We start from the raw sequence: 19866 nt of genomic DNA on the forward strand, positions 1-19866 counted from the left end.
TAAATATGGACTTTCGTTCTCATCTTTCAAAAAATAATACAGTATTAGTCTTTGACGGTGCAATGGGAACTGCACTCCAACAGCAAGAATTAACAGCAAAGCAATTTGGTGGCAATAATCTTGAAGGCTGTAATGAGGCTCTTATTCTAAATTGCCCTTCAGCAGTAGAAAAAGTTCATCGCGATTATCTTCATGCTGGATGTGATGTTATCGAAACTAATACTTTTGGAGCAACTTCAGTTGTACTTTCAGAGTATGGTTTAGAGAGTCAAGCTTATAATATAAATCTTTTAAATGCCAAGTTAGCAAAATCAATCGCAGCAGAATTCTCTACTGTAGAAAAACCAAGATTCGTTGCTGGTTCAATAGGTCCTACTACTAAGTTGCCTAGTTTAGGTCATATAACCTTCGATGAAATGACATTAAGTTATAAAGAGCAGATAGAGTCTTTATTAGAAGGTGGTGTTGACTTATTAATTGTTGAGACTTGTCAGGACGTATTGCAAATTAAATCAGCTCTAAAAGCAATTTACTCTGTTCAAAAAACTCACGGTATAAATATACCTAAGATGGTCTCTATAACAATGGAGACTACAGGTACTATGTTAATTGGTACCGAGATATCAGCAGCTCTTACAATTCTTGAGCCATTTGATATTGATATACTAGGATTAAATTGTGCAACAGGCCCTGAACAAATGAAGGTACATATTAAGTACCTTTCTAAACACTCTCCTTTTATAACTAGTTGTATTCCTAATGCAGGATTACCTGAAAATGTTGGAGGAAAAGCTCACTATAGATTAAAACCTTTAGAATTAAAAATGCAACTTATGCATTTTATAAATGATTTAGGAGTTAGAGTTGTAGGAGGTTGCTGTGGTACTACACCTGAACATATTAGATCTCTATGTGAACTAGTTGATGAAGTAAAGATTTTAAATACTTTAGAGTCTAAATCTTCAAGGATTATTGAACCATCTGCTTCATCCATTTATGAGAAAACTAATTTTAAACAGGACAACTCATTTTTAATAATAGGAGAACGTTTAAATGCAAGTGGATCTAAAAAAGTAAGAGAACTTCTTAATAATGATGATTGGGATGGTTTGGTTTCAATAGCAAAAAACCAGTTGAAAGAGAATGCACATATATTAGACGTCAATGTCGACTATGTAGGCAGAGACGGAGTCTCTGATATGCATAATCTTGTTTCAAAACTAGTTACTAATATCAACCTCCCATTAATGCTTGATTCGACTGATTCAGAAAAGATGGAGAGTGGTTTAAAGATAGCAGGAGGTAAATGTATTCTTAACTCTACGAATTTTGAAGATGGTCCCACTAGATTTCTTAATATATTAGACCTAGCTAAAACTCATGGTTCATCAGTAGTTATTGGTACTATTGATGAAGACGGAATGGCCAGAACTTCTCAAAAGAAATTTACTATTACACAGAGGTCATATGAAGCAGCAATAAATTATGGTATTAAACCATCAGATCTATTTTTTGATCCCTTAGTTCTCCCAATTACTACTGGAATAGAGGAAGATAGAAGTAATGCTAAGGAAACTATTACAGCTATACAACAGATTAAGTCAAAGTTTTCTGATGTAAATATTGTTTTAGGAATTTCTAATGTTAGTTTTGGATTAACCCCACCAGCTAGAGCTACTCTAAATTCAGTATTTCTGTCTGAATGTATTAAAGCAGGTTTAGATTCAGCGATAATTTCACCATCAAAGATAATTCCTTTAAATAAAATTAAGAAGGAGAATTTAAAAATATGCCTCGATCTAATTTATGACAAGAGAGTATTTAAAGATACTATCTGTACATATGACCCATTGACAGCATTAACTACTGCTTTTGATGGGGTTACAAATAAGTCACTCTCTTCTACAAAAGATCTTAATTTATTGCCTATAGATGAAAGACTAAAAACACATATTATTGAAGGGGAAAAACAGGACCTTAAAGAAAATTTATTTGAAGCACTTCGTGATTACAAACCGCTAGAGATAGTTAATACCTTTCTTTTGGATGGAATGAAAGTAGTTGGTGAATTGTTTGGTTCAGGACAAATGCAACTACCTTTTGTTTTACAATCAGCCGAGACAATGAAATATGCTGTATCGATACTTGAACCTTATATGGAGAAAACAGAAGACCTTAACTCTTCAAAGGGAAAATTTCTTATAGCAACTGTTAAAGGAGATGTTCATGATATAGGTAAAAATCTAGTAGATATAATTTTAAGTAATAATGGCTATGAAGTGATTAATTTGGGTATAAAACAGGACATTTCTTTAATTATAGAAGCTCAAAAGAAATTTAATGCTGATTGTATAGCAATGAGTGGCCTGCTAGTTAAATCTACTGCTTTCATGAAGGATAATTTACAAGCCCTAAATAAAGCGGATATATCTGTACCTGTTATTTTAGGAGGAGCAGCACTTACCCCTAAATTTGTTAATCAAGATTGTAATTCTGTATATAATGGTGTTGTGATCTATGGCAAGGATGCATTTACAGACTTAAGGTTCATGGATTTATATATGTCAGCAAAATCTAATTCAAAATGGGATAATCTTCAAGGATTCTTAGAATCATGTGATGAACATAATGATATTCTTCCTAAGGCTAGTACAACTTCTTCCTCTAATAATAATAATAATAAACAGGCTTCTAAAAAATTTAATATGAAGACCACTTTTCATCGATCTTCTTTTATTAATATAGAGCCATCAATTTCTCCTCCTTTTACAGGTTCCAAAGTTATTCAATCTGACAATCTGCCTATTGATTTATTTTCATCTTATTTAGACCTTAATGCTCTTTTCTCTAGTCAATGGCAATTAAAGAGAACAAAAAATCAATCAAAATCAGAATATCAGGATTTTCTCAGTTCAAAAGCTGTCCCAATATTAAATAAATGGCTATTAAAAATACAAGAAGAAAAACTTGTTAACCCATCACTTGTATATGGCTATTTCCCATGCGGTAGATTTCAAAATTCTTTAAAGGTATTTGATGAACAAGCTAGTGAATATTTAGGAGAATTCCAATTTCCTAGACAAAAATCTGGAAATAGACTGTGTATTTCTGATTTCTTTTCTGATCTTAGAAATGACAAACCTATAGACTTTCTACCCATGCAGGCAGTTACTATGGGCCATAAGGCTAGTGAATTTGCTGAACAACTATTTAGAGAAAATAAGTATACGGACTATTTATATTTTCATGGTCTTATTGTCCAACTAGCAGAAGCACTAGCGGAATATAATCACTCTTTGATTAGAAAGGAATGTGGGTTCTCTAAATTTGAACCCGCTGAACTTAAAGCGATTTTAGCTCAGAAATATAGAGGTTGTAGATATTCATTTGGCTATCCAGCATGTCCAACAGTTAGTGATTCAAGCCTGCAACTTAAATGGCTTGAAGCTTCCCGTATAGGCCTAAGTATTGACGAGACAGACCAGTTACATCCTGAACAGAGTACAACAGCAATAATTGCTTTACATAGTCAGGCCAAGTATTTTAGTGCTTGAAATTTTTAATTTAAGTCAATCATTGCAGAGTTTCTCTAAAGTTTCAATAACTTCTTGCTGAAAATCGTCCATTACATCAGAGTCGCTGAGGTCTATTCCTTCCCCAGCGGCATTTTGAGTAAGTTCTTGAAAATGGAAGGCACCCTCTCCATTTGCTAAGAACTCCATCGCTGAGGTTTCCCCGCTTTCGCGAAATGCATCGCATAAAGCTAAGAAAGCAGCGTCTTCAGAAAACTCCCACTCCATTTAAGAGATATTACTGTTTGATCTTTAAACCTTTACCCCCCGCACTCGTCAACCTTATTTCAGCAGAATGTGTCACTATTTTGTAATTTCAAAGTCATATTCTGGTCATGCTAATTGTCTAATCCCTTTCCCTGAAAGGGATTTTCACTTTTTTGCCTAATTAGGCGAATTTGCAATTTTTAAATGGAGAATATTTCTAGTTTTCATTCTTTAGGTCTATGTTTTGATCAGTTCCAAAACAATCTACAAAAGGTCTTCTCATATCATTTGCTTAAACCCATCTGGAATGAGATAGGCAGGCCTCCCATTTGCCTCGCTATTCGTTTAGAGGGATTAAGAAGACATTTTGAGCCCATCTGTATCCAACATCAACTATTAAAGCTCTTAAGGATGGCTTTGTGATCGAGTAAAGCTTTTAGTTAAGGCTCAGTCGTTAGTCATTTTGAGCGATATAAATCTTAGAGATTCGCCATTTTAAAATTTGTTAAATCGCACTAATTTATTTGATTTCATTTAAATATGATAGAAATCTCATTAATCTTGCTCTATTAATCATTATATTTTGCTATAAGCAAAAGGTTTTCCTTTCCCGATTTAAATAGGCAAGTGACACATGAATTATTCTGGAATAAAGCATTAGAGTTAACGAAAACAGCAATTGCTGTCAAATCCTTAATACCTTTAGAAACTTTAACTAGATATTTTCCTAATACAAGAGAAGAAATATTCGAAATACGTACCCTTGTCTCTAGTTATACTCCTAACACGCTTAATTATGGACCTCATCACAATCCTTTTCATCCTTGGGATACTAATTTAGAAATATCTAATATATTAGACAAGCATGTATTAATTTTGAATAAGTATCCTGTTCAGCCAGGTCATATGTTGTTAATTACAAAAAATTGGGAGCCACAGGATGGATGGCTAACTCTTAATGATTGGAGTGCTCTATCCAAAGTCAATGAAGATACCAAAGGTTTATGGTTTTTTAATAGTGGTCCGTTAGCTGGCGCGAGTCAACCTCACAGGCATTTGCAACTTCTTAGAAGAACAACAGAATCACCTGCTTGCCCCAGAGATAATTGGTTTACTAATCTGTTAAATTCATCAACAATTTCTGATTCAATACTTTCTAGAAGTTGTGATGTTAGATTAATTAGCCACACTAATCTTTTACATAATGGTGACTACCTTTATGAAAACTATCTAGGAATGTGCAAAAAAATGGATATCGGAAGTCCAGAAAAAGATTTAAAGCCAAAATATCCTTACAATTTATTGATTACTTCTAATTGGATGGCATTAATCAGAAGGTCAAAAGAATGTGCATATGGCTTTAGTATTAATGCTTTAGGATTTGCAGGTTATTTACTTTGCCGTGATAATTCTAATTTAGACTGGCTTGAAAAAAATGGACCTGTCAGTCTGTTGGAAAATGTTGTATTTCCTATTATATAACTATAAGCAAATTTACTGAACTTCTTTATCCCTACTTATTTGCATTTGTAGCGTCTCTATTGATGCATTTAGTGCAGCAATCCTTCGCTCAAGTGAATCTCTGTAATAAATAAGAATTTCCAGTTTACGTTCATGAAGAAAAAGCCTCCTTTTCTGTTTGGTATCGTTTGCAGAACAAAATTCAGTGATCATCTTCTTAATTTTTCTAATATGTATATGTTAATAGGTTATTGCTGCATCTGTGACTTTTCAACTCTAAAAATAGAATTTTTTACGATTTAACTAGAACTATGAAAACTCTTCTCCGACTGAAAAAGACAGTTGTTGTATAAGTACATCTGATGAAACCAACCTTTTACCTTCTACTTGTCCATTTTGAACAATAATCGCAGAGGACTTAGTTTTGACTATTATACCTATACCTTTTTCAATACCTATAATTTCTCCTGGCCTGCCATTCTTAACACTATATTTTTCGATAAGATCAATGTAATTTTTCAATACAGGCTTTAAGTTATATTCTAAAGGAACAGTACTACTTATTTTTATCCTTTTCGCTTTATAAAAGGTAAAAACACTAGGAGAAAAACCCATTACTTTTCTATGAATGTCTATCGATTTTTCATTCCAATTGATTGCCAATTCTGATTTGTTTATCATTTTTGCATAGCATAAATTTCTATTCAATAAGCTTTGTGATGTTAATTTCAGTTTACTTTCTAGGTTTAATTCTTTGTTAATACCACTTGACTCAATAATTTCAAGAGCTTCTTTTAATGCTATACATGATATATCTTGTAAATCCTTAGTAACTCTCTGTAGATTACTAAGAATTCCTATATCTATTTTTTTTTCTAACAATATTGGACCAGTATCTAATTCCTCTTCCATAAGCATTATTCCTACACCAGTTTCTTTATCTCCATTTAATATAGATCTTTGAATAGGTGCCGCTCCTCTCCATTTAGGAAGTAGAGAAGCATGAATATTCCAACATCCTAAACTAGGCTTCCTCAATATTTCTTTAGGGAGTATCTGACCAAAGGCTACAACAATAAATATATCTGCATTAGTAAATTCTATTTCTGACAGTATATCTTTTTCTGATTTTATATTTTTTGGAGTTATTACTTTTATAGAATTTTTATTTGCTAATTCCTTAACAGGTGAACTATTTAGCTTGGACCCTCTATTTCTTCTTTTATCTGGCTGGGTTACAACTGCAATTACTTCATGTTTAGAGTCTAACAATGATTGAAGAATTGGAACTGCAAAGTTAGGCGTGCCCCAAAAAACAATTTTCACTTTTCTCCTGTAACTGATAACCCCTCTACCCATACATGGGGTGAAATACCAGAATGTGTGTTTTTTATTTCTTCCTCTATTTGAACTATGTTATTTAACAATGATTTTATATCCCCGGCAATTGTTGCTGACTCTATTGATTTTTTTACTCCTTCTCTTACTAGCCACCCATCGAATGGCAATGAGAAGCTTCCTTGAGTTGCCTTAATCCCAGCATGTAATGCTTGTAGGTTCTCAATAAGTATGAATTCGATTTTTGTCTTCTTATGATTTAGGGTATTAGCAACTTTATAATCTTTTGTTCTACTAACTATTAACCAGTCTGGTGATACTGAAACTTTTGATCCAATTCCCGCATGTCCGGTTGGTTCTACATCATATAATTTTGCAGTTGATTCTGAATGCAATAGATTTGTAAGTATCCCATTTTCAACTAATGATATGTTTCGTACGGGTGTTCCTTCTCCATCGAAATTAAAACCACCGATATTTGATGGATGTAATCCATTATCATTAATATTAAGTAGCGGTGAAGCTATTTGCTGACCAAGTGTTTCTCTTGTAGATAAGCTTGTTCCATCTATTATAGATCTAGCATTGAATATATTACTAAAAGAAGACACTAATTCTAAGAATGCTTCTGGAGAAAAGCAAATAAGGTATTTTCCAGTCTCTATAGGTTCATAGTCTAAGTGGCTTATTGTTTTTTCAGCTGCTTCATTAATGCATTCTTGTACATCAATATCAGAACAACCATGACCTATTCTTATTGATCCACCTGTTCTTGGTTTCCTTCCATCCTGGTGCGCCTTTGCATATAAATAAATGCTTGCGTGAGTATTCCTTAAGCTTCTTAAAGCTCCATCACTGTTTAAATAGACTCTCTCATAATCACATTCTGCAAATCCATTATATGGAATAGAACTTATTAACCTATGTTTTGCTAGTAATAATCGTTCAGCATCTCTTAGCCTATTAAATAATTCCGTAACACCAACAGATTTATGTAATGGTCTTTCAAAAGATTCTAGAACTGTTCTCGCCATTGGAGAGAAGTCAGGTATTTCTTTCTTATTACCATAATTACTAGCTTCATAAGCTGTTTTAAGAGCAAGTTCTAGACCATTTCTTGATAAGTCTGAAGTGCTAGTTATTCCTACAAGATTATTTTTATTCCATACTCTTAATGTTATTGCACTTCTTTGAGATGCTTTTAGTTGCTTAGCTTCTCCTTTGAAAACCTGAGCAGATATATCTTTACTAGAAGACGCACTTAGATCCCATTTTTTTATTGAAAGCCTATTAGCCAGATAATCTATACTTTCTCTAATTAATTTAGGATCTAAGACAGTTGTTTGTGTGTTTTCTGGCATTATCTTCCTCCTACAGTAATGGAATCTACTTTGATATGAGGTTGTCCTACAGTTACATTTATATTTCCACTTACTGAACCACAATAACCTGCAGCAAGATCCAGATCATTAGCACACATAGATATCCTTGGTAATATTTCTTTTGCTTCTCCTATTAATGTTGCCCCTTTTACAGGAGTTGTTAATTTTCCTTTCTCAATTAAATAACCTTCTTCGACTGAAAAATTAAATTGACCTGTTGCTCCAACACTTCCACCTCCCATTGATTTACAATATATTCCTTTGTCTACACTTGCTATTAATTGATCAGGTGAATATTGACCTGATGATATATAAGTATTTCTCATTCTACTAGCAGCTGGAAATGCATAACTTTGTCTTCGTCCGCTGCCTGTCCTTTTAAATCCAGTCCTCATTTCACCAGCCCTATCACTTATAAATCTTTTTAATATTCCTTTCTCTATAAGTACATTCCTTTGAGATTCCATTCCTTCATCGTCCATTGAGATTGACCCAAATGCCCCTTCTGATATCCCTTCATCCACAGCTGTAACAGATTCATTTGCAATTTGTTTATCAATTTGATTTATAAATGGTGTTGTACCTCGCTCTATTTGGGTTGTTTCTAGTAGGTGCCCGCAAGCTTCATGGAATATTACCCCTCCAAAACGATTAGCCAATACAGCAGGCATTTGTCCTGCTTCAACATATTTTGCATAAAGCATATTCTTGAGACTTTCGCATATTTCTTGAGCTGACTGGTCTATATCCCAGTTATGTATTTGATTTGGATCCCCTGTAGAACCATATCTTCTCCCAATACTCGATCTATATTCTTTATCAGATGCTAATGCATTTAGACCTACTGATTGATAAAGTCTTAAATCTCTTCCAAAAGTTCCGTCACTTGCAGCTACAACAACTTCCTGAATTGTTCTTGAATAAGTTCCCCTTCTAACTTGTATATGACTTCCATATTTTTGTAAAAGACTTGTCCCTTCAAGAATTCTTCGTGTGGAATCTTCCAACTTCGGACAATCTTTTGATAGATCTCCTTTGTACAATCCGTAATTTGATACTTTTTTCAGGCCATTGAAATTCGTTGTCTTTTTTATATTTATTTCCAATCCAAGCATTGCTAGAGCCTGATTAAGCGCGAGTATTAATCCTGCTCTTGAGAGATCATTAGTTGAGACAAAACCATCTTTTCTATTAGAGAATACTCTTATTCCAACTCCTTTCCCAATAGATGGACTAACGCTGGTAATAATGTCTTGCTCAGCTAATATTCCTGTGTTATCAACATGCTCTAGAAATATTTCTACTAAATCAGCTCCTGCTGATACGCCATAATTTAATAGCTCCTCAAGATTTACCTTTAGATTCCCTTCCAAGGATTCTATATCAAGAAAATCTGGGGATGAAGTATTTGAGGTAGTCAAAAAAGTATTACTTAGATAAATATTTTACGTAATCATGAGCAAAAATGACCTTATAAAAAACAAATTTATTTAAACACCCTTATTTTTAGGTCTTCGATCTAGGATTAACTAAGCCAAGTATTGACTATTTCATGAATGAATTCAATTTATATGCATTAGTTGCTCCAGCTGGCCAATTAACTGGCAATGGACAATTGCGAGAAACTGTTTCAGAAAGAAGGAACAGGAAAGGCGCAGATGTTCCTTTTTGGTATTTATCACCCGAATTGGTAGCCAAATATAAAATTTCAGAATCTAGCTCAGAAGCAGTTGTAGCTGAAGATCCAACCGCAATAGATTGGTTGAGACTAAGGTTTGGTGGAGAAATTAAGCCATTAAATATGGAAAAGTCTGAATTACTTCAAAATGCGATGGAACTTCCACCCGCGGCTGAAATTAGAGATATTAGTATGCTTAATTAAGTATTTAAACTAAATACATAAGATCATGGAATATCACAAGATTACCGTCCACAACAGGCAGCTTAAGAAAACAATAACTTTAGATGTACCAGATGGTGAATACATTCTACGTTTTTTTGAATCTCAAGGGGAAAATCTTCCCTTCTCTTGCAGGAATGGATGCTGTACAACTTGCGCAGTTAAGATTATTTCAGGAACTTTAGATCAGTCACTAGGTATTGGCCTTTCCAAGCAAATGCAAGATTATGGATACGCTTTACTTTGCATAGCTAGAGCGAATGGACCTCTTGAAGTTGAAACTCAGCAAGAAGACGAAGTTTACGAAATTCAATTTGGTAAATTTCTTGAGAACATAAACAAAGAAGCCGGCAACCCCTTTGATATGTAGTATTAAATTGATAATTATAATGCTAACTTTTTTAATATATCAATAATAACTTACTTTATCCGTATCTGACAGCTTCCGTCTTTTCCATTGGTAAAGCAAATTGTTTTAAAATTAGAGTGGCAAATTTTATAAATTTGATTGGCTTAGATAATGTTTGGCTTGTTCTCCAATCTTTAAAAGCATTTAGAATTTGTACTCTCATCTCTAAGAATTTGCCATCATCAAAGTTGTATACCCATGGGAAAGCATTTTTAGAAGTATTATTTGTTTGAATAATTACTTCTTCATCGAATTTTATAGGATCAATTGCAAGTAATTTGTAGAAATCACCTCGCTCACAAACAGTTAGTGTGTGAGTTAGGAATACTGACCAAAGGAAAAACCTGCTTAAAAGCTTACCCCTTAATCCTTTTGTCATTCCTGGCCAACATCTCATCATCATATTTATACAGTCACCATGCCTATTTTCGTCTTGACACCATGGCTCAAAGAAATCAAATAAAGGTGCACAAGCTTTTTCAGGATTAGACTCTAGATGTCTATTTATAAGAATGTACCTCCAATAACCTATCTTTTCGGATAAATATAAAGAGTAGAGTACCCAGCTAAGAGGGAAGAATGTTGCAGCTCTTTTCTTTGGAAGGTTTGGGAGATCAATATTAATTCCTTCGGCTTTTAGTGCTCTCCCAAGAAAACCTGCATGACGTGCTTCATCTCTTGCTAAGAATTGAAAAAACTGACCAAGTTCTGGCCTGTTTGCTTTTTTAAATCTATTAGAGATCTCCTTAAACAAAAGGAAGCCAGAGAATTCAGATACTACTGATCTCACTAAATAGCTTTCATATACTGACTTATCTTCTGGGGACAACTCATTTAATCTTTCAAGAGATGCTTTCCTATCAAAGTGTTTTAGATTGTAGTCGGCTTCCATTTCGTTGAACATAGCCTGAAAATCTCTTCTGGCTATGTCAAGATCTGTTTTAGCAGCCTTCTCAAATTCAGTAGTGTAAAACCTTGGGGTTAAAAGGTTCTCGTCAAGATGAGGTGGAAGTTCATTCCTTCCTAAGGAATCTGTTGAACTTCCCGCTGAAACTGTTGCAGTCATTATCTGCTCTTGATTTGATAAGTGATTTTAGTGCTATAAACGGAAATTTTTTGAAAAAATTACTTAATTGATTAACTTTGTCGTGACAAGCTCATGTGAGTTGATTTTGTCATATAGCATAAATCCTAATGAGAGACTAGTTTTTGCCGAGCCACTTCTGACCATTTAATCTTTGTAGAGTTCGTGAGATCAGTAGTGGGAGTGTGATTTTCCTTTCGTCAATGAGGAAGGATTCAAGGAGGCTTGGCTGATTTCCTGATTCTGCAAGTGAAAAATACTTTTGAGCTGAAAGTTTATTGCTAGAGAAACAAACCCAAAATTTTCTACCTTGAGGAAGGCTAGCTTCAACTTGCCAGCAAGTGCCTCCTGTTACAGGTCTTTCTCCCTCTTTTAAGACAATAGTTGAGTTGTCTAAGCCATGTTTCTTCAAAGATGACTGGAGCCCAGGAATAAAATCATCCTTAATAAAATCCTCGAATGGCTTGTCTTCAAGCTTAGGGGGCTTTATTTTTTTCTCGTCAGGAGAGATGTTAATATCTTTACCTTGTGGGACATTGTTATTGATTAATTCGTTGCCTTTGCTTTCTTCCAAGGTAAATCTTTTTGCTAGTTAGATTATAGGCTGTAAATCTCTATTTTACAATGTAAACAATAAGTCACCAATTGTTATCGAGTTCATTATTCCAATCGTTATCTGAACTATTTGTTGAATCTGAATAATTACAGGGTTGAGCTGATTTAAGTTTTGATTCCTCTTCATATAGACTTGAAGAACTACTAACATCTTTAGCATTTTGTTTGCTAGGTTGATTTAGCACTCGATATGAAACAGATACAGTTGGCAAAGGGTCTCTGACATCCCTTTCTATATAATTAATTTCGTTTTCATTTACATTATGCAAGTCTGTCTTTTCCTCTATATCATCACTTTCATAAACCTGACTTGAGTAAATATCCTTTTGTGTAAGTTTTACTTTTCTCCGTTTTTTTATTTTTGGATCAATCAAAAGTAAGTAAGGTAGTATCCCTACGATAAAACTCAAAGAACTTGTAATTGCTATTGACGTACCAATTGATATCTCTGGAGTAGTCCATATTAGTATTCTAAGTTTAGATTTTTTTTCTAAATTAATTCCAGACACTATCAAAAGAAATATTAATGGCAATAGAGTTATTGTTAATGTAATTTGTTTTAAATTACTCATAATTTGAATCCTTCCATCTTGTTATTGGTTTCAGATTTAAATTAAAGCTATCAAATAATCTAACTACCATAAAATCAACCATATCTTCGAGTGATGTAGGCTTTCCATACCATGCTGGTATACAAGGAACTATATCTGCTCCTGCTTCTGCTAATGAAAGCATATTTCTTAAATGGATTATGTTAAAAGGACTTTCTCTGGGTGAAATTACGAGTTTTCGTCTCTCTTTTAGATGAACATCAGCACATCTTTCTATTAAATTTAATGAGAAGCAATTAGTTATCCTTCCAATAGTACCCATTGTACAAGGAAGAATCACCATACCATCAGTTTTTACACTTCCACTTGCTATTGAAGCTGCATTATCATTCCATTTATAACAAGTTAAACTACCTTTGTTAGTATTTATTCTTTTACGAAAAAATTCAGCTTGCTTGATTGGATCTATAGGCAATGTTACTTTTAGTTCTGAACTCCATACTTCATAGGCACCTTTACTAATAATTAGATGTAAATCTATGTTATTATTTAATAATAGCTCTAAAGCTCTTTCAGCTAAAGGTTGAGCAGAAGCACCTGTAATTGCAAAAACTAATTTATACATTAACTTAATATCATAACGCTAGATTTATTTTTTAGTGAGATCTAATTGATTAGAATATTTGAGATCAACATCTAAATCTATTTGATTTTTTAGAAGATCAACACTGAGAACTTTTATTTTTACTTTATCTCCAATTTGATATGTCTTTTTACTTTTTCTGCCTATTAACATGTTTTGCCTAGACCTATATTCATACCAGTCATCATCTAGAGAGCTAACATGTACTAAACCTTCAATCTGGTAAGAATCAATTTCTACGAAGAAGCCATAACTTTGAACCCCAGTTACCAGTCCATCTAATGTTACCCCTATTTTACTTTCTATAGATCTTGTTTCTATCATTGAAAGTAAATCTATAAAAAATGAGTTTGACCTTTTAGCCGAAGAATTTAGAATTCTTACTGTTCTATTGTTTAATAGTTTATTAAAGGATGTTATTTGTATTTGGCTAAAAAACTCCCAATCTATGGATTGATGAACTCCTTTCTGACCAAAGAGGGTCTTTTCTTTTGTTCTGGGTTTTGATTTAGCCTCTGATAGTAAACTAAAAATTACATGTTGGTTAACAATATCACTATATGACATAAATGGCGAAGACCATGGTGACTCTTCCAATGGATCATTACTTGAATTAGATGATTTGTTTATAGTACTAGAGCTTATGGGCTCATATAAATAAAACTGTTTTAATGGTAGAGAGCTTTTGAGTGCCTTTTCAATAATACTTCTATTTTCTATAGTAGAAATTGATTCAACAAAGTCAGGAAGACTAGTTATACCTTCTTCATTTAACTCGACTTTTGCATTCAATATTATTGCAGATTTTACTATTTCATTAAGTTGATTAGTATCTATATTTTTGCTTGAGAGAGAAATACCTGGCAGATTAAGTGAAGTGTGATGCCTATTCCAAATTATATTAGCTATACGAGTAAAAACATTAACTATTGAATTTGCTTGTGACAGATCTAATTTAGGTGTCCATGCTTTATATGATATGCCTGGATTGATATATAGATTATCCTTTAATTTTTCGTGATTGATATTACTGGATTCTATACTTATAGATCCTATACTATAAAGTTTTGTATTTAATATTTTACTGGTAAAAGCTGTCGTCTCTACTTGATTTATGAAAGCCTTGATAGGTTTAAGTTTTAAAGGTGTAGTTCTAGAGGATGGCTTTCTTTTTGAAATTAATTCGAGTTGTTCATCATTAATAATTGCTTTTGGTTGAATTTTCGAAAGGTGGAATTGCCATTCTAGGAAGTTACCATCTTTATCTATATGTAATTCTAGTGTTATTGCTTCGTTACTTTTTTCTGTAGTAAAACCTGATACTTTTTGTAAGTCCTCAGTAAGCAGGTTCACCCAACTATCCCCAAGAAAAAGAGTTTCCGCTTTCGATTCAAGTATTTTATGTAATTTACTGTTAGCACCAATTCTTTCCGCAATTGTAGGAACATGGATATATATTTTAGATCCTCCATTAAATGGCTCTGTATATATACATAATAAGCTTGGGCTTTTCTTAGAGACCCAACTTGTATATATTAAACAGTCTTGGTCGGTGAAGTCTTTTCTATTTTTAGTTGATGGGGATTTTATTGATATTTTAGTATGATCCTGATCTATAGGTATATTATTTTTTGCTTTTATTATCTCAATATCACCTTGGTAACCAGATTCAAGACTTAATGTTTTAACTATTGATCCACTGGCTTTATATTGTCCGATTGGATATTTATTTATCTTAACTTCATATATATTATTTGTTTCTAATATTTCTTTTTTAAGTTCACTGTTTGGTGTAAGAGAAATTTTGGCTAGTATTCTTTCATCCAAGGGATTTGCTATTAGTTCATTATCAATTAATTCAATTGTTGAAAGTACAGATTGATTATATCTTTCTAGTACACATATAACAGAGCCTTCAGGAGATCTTCTCTTTATTGCTTCACGTAATACTTTCACTAATACTTTATCTCCATGCCATGCATGATTTAAATATTGTTCTCTAATGTATATGTCGTCTTGACCATCGTCTCTTACAAGAAAACAATAACCTTTGCTACTACATCTAATAAAGCCTGATATTGCATTCTCTACTATTCCGGTTCTTATTGAGTTGTCAGCTTCTTTTTCGATAAGTCCTATTTTAGCTAAAGCATTCAGACCTATCTCTAACTGATGCTTTTCAGTTTTTTTGGAAAGCTTGAGCATTTTCTCAAGCTTATTGACCTCTATACCCCGTTCATTGGGTAGCAGTTCTAGAATTTTGGCTACCGAAAGCATGATCAATTAAGAGTGGTGGTAACTTATATGTAATCTATAGTGAAAATTATATTTCAAAATGCACATAAAATATAGATACATTGAGTAGCTATAAAGTGATGTGATTCTTGGTACTCATAAAATTATTCGTTTACTTGCTTTGTTGAACTAATCACCAAAATTACTCCAATATATAAAAACCCTACTGCTGCAAGGGCTTTTAACAGAACTGTAGGAATGAAATTTGAGATGGAACCCCCGGCTAGTGTTCCTAGTAGGCATGCTAGAACTAGCGCGGTGGATGAACCTATGAATACAGCTAAAGGCTTATTACTTTTTCCACTCATGGCAACTGTCGCAATTTGAGTCTTGTCTCCCAACTCAGCCAGCAAAATAGTAGTAAATGTTGAGAGTAGTATGGGATCTATAATTTTCATAGAAGATCAAAAGGTGAGCTTTTAAAGAGAAAAGTATCTATTAATAACCAAAAACCTATTAATATCATCAGCGTACCAGATAACAGTTCAAATACATTACTTGGTATCCTATTAGAAATGTATTTGCCAAGAAGTACACCCAATAAACTGGATATAATTAGTGCTAAAGCAGCTCCAATAAAGACAATTAATGGATGCCCAGATTCTGCTGATAATAATAAAGTTGCAACCTGTGTTTTGTCTCCTAGTTCAGCAATGAATACAGTTGAGAATGTAGTAATGAGTGTTATGGCAAACTTTTCATCTTGCTTTTTTTCATTTTTATTAGCATTAAGAGTATTCATGATGTTTATTTATTTGTTTTATCTAGGTTCCTCTGGAACCGTTTAAGTACTGTACTTTTTCCTCCATAGATTGAACGTATATTCTCTTTACATGATTTTATTGCTAGATAATCGGTTGTATATTGATTTAATTCGAAGAACTTTGAGAAATTTTCTACTTTACAGAAACTGGGTCGTTCATCATAAATAGTACATTTTCTATTTGCCTTATCGTAATGACGGCACCAGCCATCATTACCAACCATTCTGAAATATTCTTCTTCTTCAGCAGTAGAAAGTGCTTGTACTGCTTCACTTCGTTCCTCGGGAGCCAGTCTGCAACATGCGCCACAATTTGCAATGCACGACCATTTATGAGCTTTTGGTTTCATTCTCTATCTCCGAGAACTCAGTATTCGTGGGGATTTCATGATGAAATTACAAAAAATATAATTCATCTTCAGCCATCCCTTCAGTCGTATATAATTTTATTATAAATTCAATCCTTATACAAAAATGGGAAATTTACTTCCTTTTGTTGCTGTAGCTCTTTCAGGACCAGCTATCATCGCTCTAATTTTTTACAGAAGATAGGGCTAATTGATTTAAAATTCAAATAAGTTTTAAAAAGGCCACTAATATCAGGTACTCTTTTTATAATAAATAATTGCTTTATATACTACAAACCTAGTATAGATATAGATGTATAAACTAAACTCTTAATATAGCTATTGTCTATTTCATTATAATTACACCTATTTGTAAAGGTAAGCTCTTCTCCTTTTTCATTCTCAATCAATAATCCACCCTCGTTGGTTTTACTACATTTATACCTCCTATTGTTTATATTAAAGGATTCTATATTTTTGTATTCTTTTATTCCGCACAATGTTATTTGCAATTTGTCCTCTTCTATTAACTTATCATAATCAATGTAAAAAGCTATATCAATTTTTTTAGGCAAATTAACTGCTAAACTATTATTCCAATTTATTGCTTCAAATATAGTTTTTCCTTGCTCTATCTCTATCTTTTGACATCCACCGTATAGGTATTGATTTCTTAGTACATTGCAGCCCCTAGTCCAGAAAATTGGCTTCGAATTGCCTTGTCCAAATGGCTCAAGTTCTTGTATTTTTATGCAAAAATCTTTTGTTATTTCACAGAGTTTTATATATGAATCTGGTTTAATTACTCTTTTTGTGTTTGATATGAGCCAACTTTCAGCGTGACTATTCAGATCTTTCTCTAAATTAGATATATTTTCGGCTTTTACCGTGAAACCTCCAGCTGCGGCATGACCGCCATATTTTTCTAGATAAAGTTTGCATTTATCTAGAGCTTCAAACACATTAAAACCTTTGGGAGCCCTTACAGAAGCTCTTAAGGTTCCATTACTATCACTAGTAAGGATTGCAGTCGGCCGATTATACCTTTCCATTATTCTTGCGGCTACTATACCTATTACCCCTTGATGCCAATGTGATTGAGCAAGAAGTATAAATGAATTTAACTTCAAATTATCTTTCTCTAGAATATCAATTGCTTCATTGGCTGTAGTTTTGCATAGTAATTTTCGCTCTTTATTAATTTTCTCCACTTCAGTTGCGAGTTTATCCGCCTTTTCCTTCTTGGATTCAAGAAATAATTCCAGGATTAAACTTGGTTCACTTATCCTACCTACTGAATTTATTCTTGGTGCTAGTTGAAAAGCTATATCTTCTGAAGTAATTATCTTATTTTTTAATTTTGATTTGCCTATTAGCCCTTGTAAACCATACGAATCAGTATTTTTTAAATGTTTCATCCATTTCTTTAACCAGTATCTATTCGCTCCTTTTAATGTTGCCATATCAGCTATTGTTCCAATACAAAAAAGATCTCTGGCAAATCCAAGTTGGTATTCTGTTGATGTCTTCTGTGCTATTGATTCAGCTAATAAATATGCTAAGCCAACTCCCGCAAGAAATTTATATGGAGACTCGTCAGGTGTTTTGCTTGGATGAATTAAGGAAAATATAGATGGAAGATCTTCCTTTATTATATGATGATCTGTGACAATAACATCTATCTCATTCTCTTTAGCTAGTAGTAATGCTCCAGATGCTGAAACTCCATTATCTACTGTAATTACTAATTTTATATTAGATTGATTTATACGATTTATTATTGACTCATTTATCCCATAGCCATCATCTTTACGTGATGGGATTATTGGTGTAACATTAATATCTATCTTTCTAAAATAATCTACTAATAATGCTGTACTTGTCATGCCATCTGCATCATAATCTCCGCATATTGCAATTTTCTCTTTATTTTGACGAGCATTTATTATCCGTTTAGTTGCCTTCTCAAGGTCTTTAAAATGCTTATTTGGATTTGGTAGTTTAGCAGGTTCGATATATTGTTTAAAATCTTCTAAGTCCGATATACCTCTTCTAATAAGGACTTCCTGAATTTGCCTTGGGAATTCATAAGGTATTGTAAAAGTAGATTCAATTTCTGTTGGTGTTTGCCAGTTAAATTCTTGTCTTTTCAATTGTCTTGAGATAAGTTAACTATATATTTAAGTAATATTGTTTCATTATAGAATTAATGATGAACAAATTAGAAACTGTTTTCTGGGATTTAGATGGTACTATAGCAGATACGGAGCTATTTGGACATAGAATAGCTTTTAATAAAGCATTTAGCTCTCATTCTTTAGATTGGCATTGGAGTAAAAAGGAATATATAGATTTGTTGGTTTATCCTGGTGGTAAGAATAGAATAAGTCAATATTCTCGAATAAAGGGATTAGATTTATCCAAAAGTCTTATAAACGAAATTCATTCTACAAAAACAAATTATTATAAAGAATTGGTTATATCAGGTTCTATTCAAAATCGTACAGGAGTAAATCGTCTAATTAATGAACTTATGGATAAAAGAATTCAACAATATATAGTTACTAGTAGTAGCCATAAATCTGCTGAAACCCTTATAAATTCTTCCTTTGATAGTCATCGATATCCATTTGATGGTTTGATAAGCTCTGACATTGTTAATACCGTAAAACCAGATCCTGAAAGTTATTTAAAAGCTATTGAATTATCCGGTTCACTCCCAAAAAATTGTTTAGCTATTGAGGATTCATTAGAAGGATTGACAGCAGCCAAGTCAGCTGGCTTAAGATGCCTTGTTTCACTCTCTCCATGGATCAAGGAACCTTCAAGTAGTTTTTTTAGTGCCGAACTAGTGGTTGACCATTTAGGAGACTATAATAAACCGAACAAATTCTTTTCTGGTTCATATAAAGCAAGCACTATTAATTTTCAATTATTATCTTCTTTGCTTAATTAAGATCATGGTTAAACACAATACAAATTATAATGAATTATCATCAGGTATTCGCAGTTTTGCTTTTAACTATTTTCTAGGTCCCTGGAAAATAAGAGCTCTTAGCTTGCTAAGTTTATTAATAGGTTTCTACATTGCTAGTAGTCTTGCACCATATTACCTGCAGGAATCCGGCCAAAGAATTTTTGTTGTTGCTATTCTGGTTTTATTTATTGAAATTCTTATTCGTTTGAAATCACGATTTAGTAAGAGTAGCTCAATATTTTTGATTTCACTTGATAATTTTCGTATAGGTATCACTTATGCGATTGTGCTAGAAGCCTTTAAATTGGGATCGTGACTCTAT

General features: G+C 33.0%; 20 protein-coding genes. 6 read left to right on the top strand and 14 right to left on the bottom strand.

Annotated elements, in window-relative coordinates; translation table 11 throughout:
* Positions 1–5 precede the first annotated feature (5 nt).
* Positions 6–3554: a methionine synthase gene (metH, locus tag O5635_RS01685; RefSeq protein WP_269607753.1), complete on the top strand. Its 3549-nt coding sequence runs from the start codon at positions 6–8 to the stop codon at positions 3552–3554.
* A gap of 15 nt (positions 3555–3569) precedes the next feature.
* Here the strand turns inward: metH and O5635_RS01690 are convergent, their stop codons facing one another.
* On the bottom strand, positions 3570–3800 hold the full coding sequence (locus tag O5635_RS01690) for a hypothetical protein (protein WP_036903000.1): 231 nt from the start codon (positions 3798–3800) through the stop codon (positions 3570–3572).
* A 606-nt stretch (positions 3801–4406) separates the two neighbouring features.
* On the opposite strand from O5635_RS01690, the gene O5635_RS01695 reads away from it, so the two are divergent.
* A complete protein-coding gene (locus O5635_RS01695) occupies positions 4407–5261 on the top strand; it encodes a DUF4922 domain-containing protein (protein ID WP_036902997.1) in 855 nt (284 codons plus the stop codon).
* Between the two features lie 12 nt (positions 5262–5273).
* Here O5635_RS01695 and O5635_RS01700 read toward each other — a convergent pair whose 3' ends face one another.
* The 4 genes from O5635_RS01700 to O5635_RS01715 form a co-directional block, all read right to left on the bottom strand.
* Positions 5274–5453, bottom strand: coding sequence for a hypothetical protein (locus tag O5635_RS01700; RefSeq protein ID WP_036902996.1), 180 nt, complete (start codon positions 5451–5453; stop codon positions 5274–5276).
* 96 nt (positions 5454–5549) lie between these two features.
* Positions 5550–6566 carry a methionyl-tRNA formyltransferase gene (fmt, locus tag O5635_RS01705; RefSeq protein ID WP_269607755.1) on the bottom strand — a complete coding sequence of 339 codons (1017 nt, stop codon included), beginning with the start codon at positions 6564–6566 and terminating at the stop codon, positions 5550–5552.
* Positions 6563–7939, bottom strand: coding sequence for a TldD/PmbA family protein (locus tag O5635_RS01710; RefSeq protein WP_036902994.1), 1377 nt, complete (start codon positions 7937–7939; stop codon positions 6563–6565). The genes fmt and O5635_RS01710 overlap by 4 nt, the downstream gene beginning before the upstream one ends.
* On the bottom strand, positions 7939–9342 hold the full coding sequence (locus tag O5635_RS01715) for a TldD/PmbA family protein (RefSeq protein WP_036903701.1): 1404 nt from the start codon (positions 9340–9342) through the stop codon (positions 7939–7941). Before O5635_RS01715 ends, O5635_RS01710 begins: the two co-directional genes overlap by 1 nt.
* Positions 9343–9512: 170 nt before the next feature.
* On the opposite strand from O5635_RS01715, the gene O5635_RS01720 reads away from it, so the two are divergent.
* Both O5635_RS01720 and O5635_RS01725 read left to right on the top strand, forming a co-directional pair.
* Positions 9513–9842 carry a hypothetical protein gene (locus tag O5635_RS01720; RefSeq protein WP_036902991.1) on the top strand — a complete coding sequence of 110 codons (330 nt, stop codon included), beginning with the start codon at positions 9513–9515 and terminating at the stop codon, positions 9840–9842.
* Positions 9843–9864: 22 nt separating this feature from the next.
* Positions 9865–10230, top strand: coding sequence for a 2Fe-2S iron-sulfur cluster-binding protein (locus O5635_RS01725; protein WP_152557320.1), 366 nt, complete (start codon positions 9865–9867; stop codon positions 10228–10230).
* A gap of 55 nt (positions 10231–10285) precedes the next feature.
* Here O5635_RS01725 and acsF read toward each other — a convergent pair whose 3' ends face one another.
* The 9 genes from acsF to recJ form a co-directional block, all read right to left on the bottom strand.
* Positions 10286–11335, bottom strand: coding sequence for a magnesium-protoporphyrin IX monomethyl ester (oxidative) cyclase (gene acsF / locus O5635_RS01730; RefSeq protein ID WP_036902987.1), 1050 nt, complete (start codon positions 11333–11335; stop codon positions 10286–10288).
* Between the two features lie 136 nt (positions 11336–11471).
* Positions 11472–11927, bottom strand: coding sequence for a DUF2996 domain-containing protein (locus O5635_RS01735; protein WP_269607759.1), 456 nt, complete (start codon positions 11925–11927; stop codon positions 11472–11474).
* Between the two features lie 64 nt (positions 11928–11991).
* Positions 11992–12540, bottom strand: a complete 549-nt coding sequence (locus O5635_RS01740) for a hypothetical protein (RefSeq protein ID WP_269607760.1) — start codon at positions 12538–12540, stop codon at positions 11992–11994.
* Positions 12533–13144, bottom strand: a complete 612-nt coding sequence (locus tag O5635_RS01745) for a flavin prenyltransferase UbiX (protein ID WP_036902980.1) — start codon at positions 13142–13144, stop codon at positions 12533–12535. Before O5635_RS01745 ends, O5635_RS01740 begins: the two co-directional genes overlap by 8 nt.
* Positions 13145–13168: 24 nt before the next feature.
* Positions 13169–15367, bottom strand: coding sequence for an RNB domain-containing ribonuclease (locus O5635_RS01750; protein ID WP_269607763.1), 2199 nt, complete (start codon positions 15365–15367; stop codon positions 13169–13171).
* Between the two features lie 194 nt (positions 15368–15561).
* Positions 15562–15855 carry a TMEM165/GDT1 family protein gene (locus O5635_RS01755; RefSeq protein WP_081934309.1) on the bottom strand — a complete coding sequence of 98 codons (294 nt, stop codon included), beginning with the start codon at positions 15853–15855 and terminating at the stop codon, positions 15562–15564.
* Positions 15852–16199: a TMEM165/GDT1 family protein gene (locus O5635_RS01760; protein WP_036902975.1), complete on the bottom strand. Its 348-nt coding sequence runs from the start codon at positions 16197–16199 to the stop codon at positions 15852–15854. The genes O5635_RS01755 and O5635_RS01760 overlap by 4 nt, the downstream gene beginning before the upstream one ends.
* Positions 16200–16204: 5 nt before the next feature.
* The gene (locus tag O5635_RS01765) at positions 16205–16570 is read right to left on the bottom strand and encodes a YkgJ family cysteine cluster protein (protein WP_036902974.1); all 366 of its coding nucleotides are present in this window, start codon (positions 16568–16570) and stop codon (positions 16205–16207) included.
* Positions 16571–16857: 287 nt separating this feature from the next.
* On the bottom strand, positions 16858–18720 hold the full coding sequence (recJ, locus tag O5635_RS01770; protein WP_036902972.1) for a single-stranded-DNA-specific exonuclease RecJ: 1863 nt from the start codon (positions 18718–18720) through the stop codon (positions 16858–16860).
* A gap of 56 nt (positions 18721–18776) precedes the next feature.
* Between recJ and O5635_RS01775 the strand changes: the two genes are divergently transcribed.
* The gene (locus tag O5635_RS01775; RefSeq protein WP_052043032.1) at positions 18777–19523 is read left to right on the top strand and encodes an HAD-IA family hydrolase; all 747 of its coding nucleotides are present in this window, start codon (positions 18777–18779) and stop codon (positions 19521–19523) included.
* 4 nt (positions 19524–19527) lie between these two features.
* Positions 19528–19860: a DUF565 domain-containing protein gene (locus tag O5635_RS01780; RefSeq protein ID WP_036902970.1), complete on the top strand. Its 333-nt coding sequence runs from the start codon at positions 19528–19530 to the stop codon at positions 19858–19860.
* Positions 19861–19866: the final 6 nt, after the last annotated feature.

The sequence above is a fragment of the Prochlorococcus marinus str. MIT 0919 genome (genome assembly GCF_027359375.1).
Lineage (GTDB): Bacteria > Cyanobacteriota > Cyanobacteriia > PCC-6307 > Cyanobiaceae > Prochlorococcus_D.

What these genes read in the sequence shown, in the direction of transcription:
- metH (WP_269607753.1), top strand. Translation starts at nt 6, where the DNA reads ATGGACTTTCGTTCTCATCTTTCAAAAAATAATACAGTATTAGTCTTT.
- O5635_RS01690 (WP_036903000.1), bottom strand. Translation starts at nt 3,800, where the DNA reads ATGGAGTGGGAGTTTTCTGAAGACGCTGCTTTCTTAGCTTTATGCGAT.
- O5635_RS01700 (WP_036902996.1), bottom strand. Translation starts at nt 5,453, where the DNA reads ATGATCACTGAATTTTGTTCTGCAAACGATACCAAACAGAAAAGGAGG.
- O5635_RS01710 (WP_036902994.1), bottom strand. Translation starts at nt 7,939, where the DNA reads ATGCCAGAAAACACACAAACAACTGTCTTAGATCCTAAATTAATTAGA.
- O5635_RS01720 (WP_036902991.1), top strand. Translation starts at nt 9,513, where the DNA reads ATGAATGAATTCAATTTATATGCATTAGTTGCTCCAGCTGGCCAATTA.
- acsF (WP_036902987.1), bottom strand. Translation starts at nt 11,335, where the DNA reads ATGACTGCAACAGTTTCAGCGGGAAGTTCAACAGATTCCTTAGGAAGG.
- O5635_RS01740 (WP_269607760.1), bottom strand. Translation starts at nt 12,540, where the DNA reads ATGAGTAATTTAAAACAAATTACATTAACAATAACTCTATTGCCATTA.
- O5635_RS01745 (WP_036902980.1), bottom strand. Translation starts at nt 13,144, where the DNA reads ATGTATAAATTAGTTTTTGCAATTACAGGTGCTTCTGCTCAACCTTTA.
- O5635_RS01750 (WP_269607763.1), bottom strand. Translation starts at nt 15,367, where the DNA reads ATGCTCAAGCTTTCCAAAAAAACTGAAAAGCATCAGTTAGAGATAGGT.
- O5635_RS01755 (WP_081934309.1), bottom strand. Translation starts at nt 15,855, where the DNA reads ATGAAAATTATAGATCCCATACTACTCTCAACATTTACTACTATTTTG.
- O5635_RS01760 (WP_036902975.1), bottom strand. Translation starts at nt 16,199, where the DNA reads ATGAATACTCTTAATGCTAATAAAAATGAAAAAAAGCAAGATGAAAAG.
- O5635_RS01765 (WP_036902974.1), bottom strand. Translation starts at nt 16,570, where the DNA reads ATGAAACCAAAAGCTCATAAATGGTCGTGCATTGCAAATTGTGGCGCA.
- O5635_RS01775 (WP_052043032.1), top strand. Translation starts at nt 18,777, where the DNA reads ATGATGAACAAATTAGAAACTGTTTTCTGGGATTTAGATGGTACTATA.
- O5635_RS01780 (WP_036902970.1), top strand. Translation starts at nt 19,528, where the DNA reads ATGGTTAAACACAATACAAATTATAATGAATTATCATCAGGTATTCGC.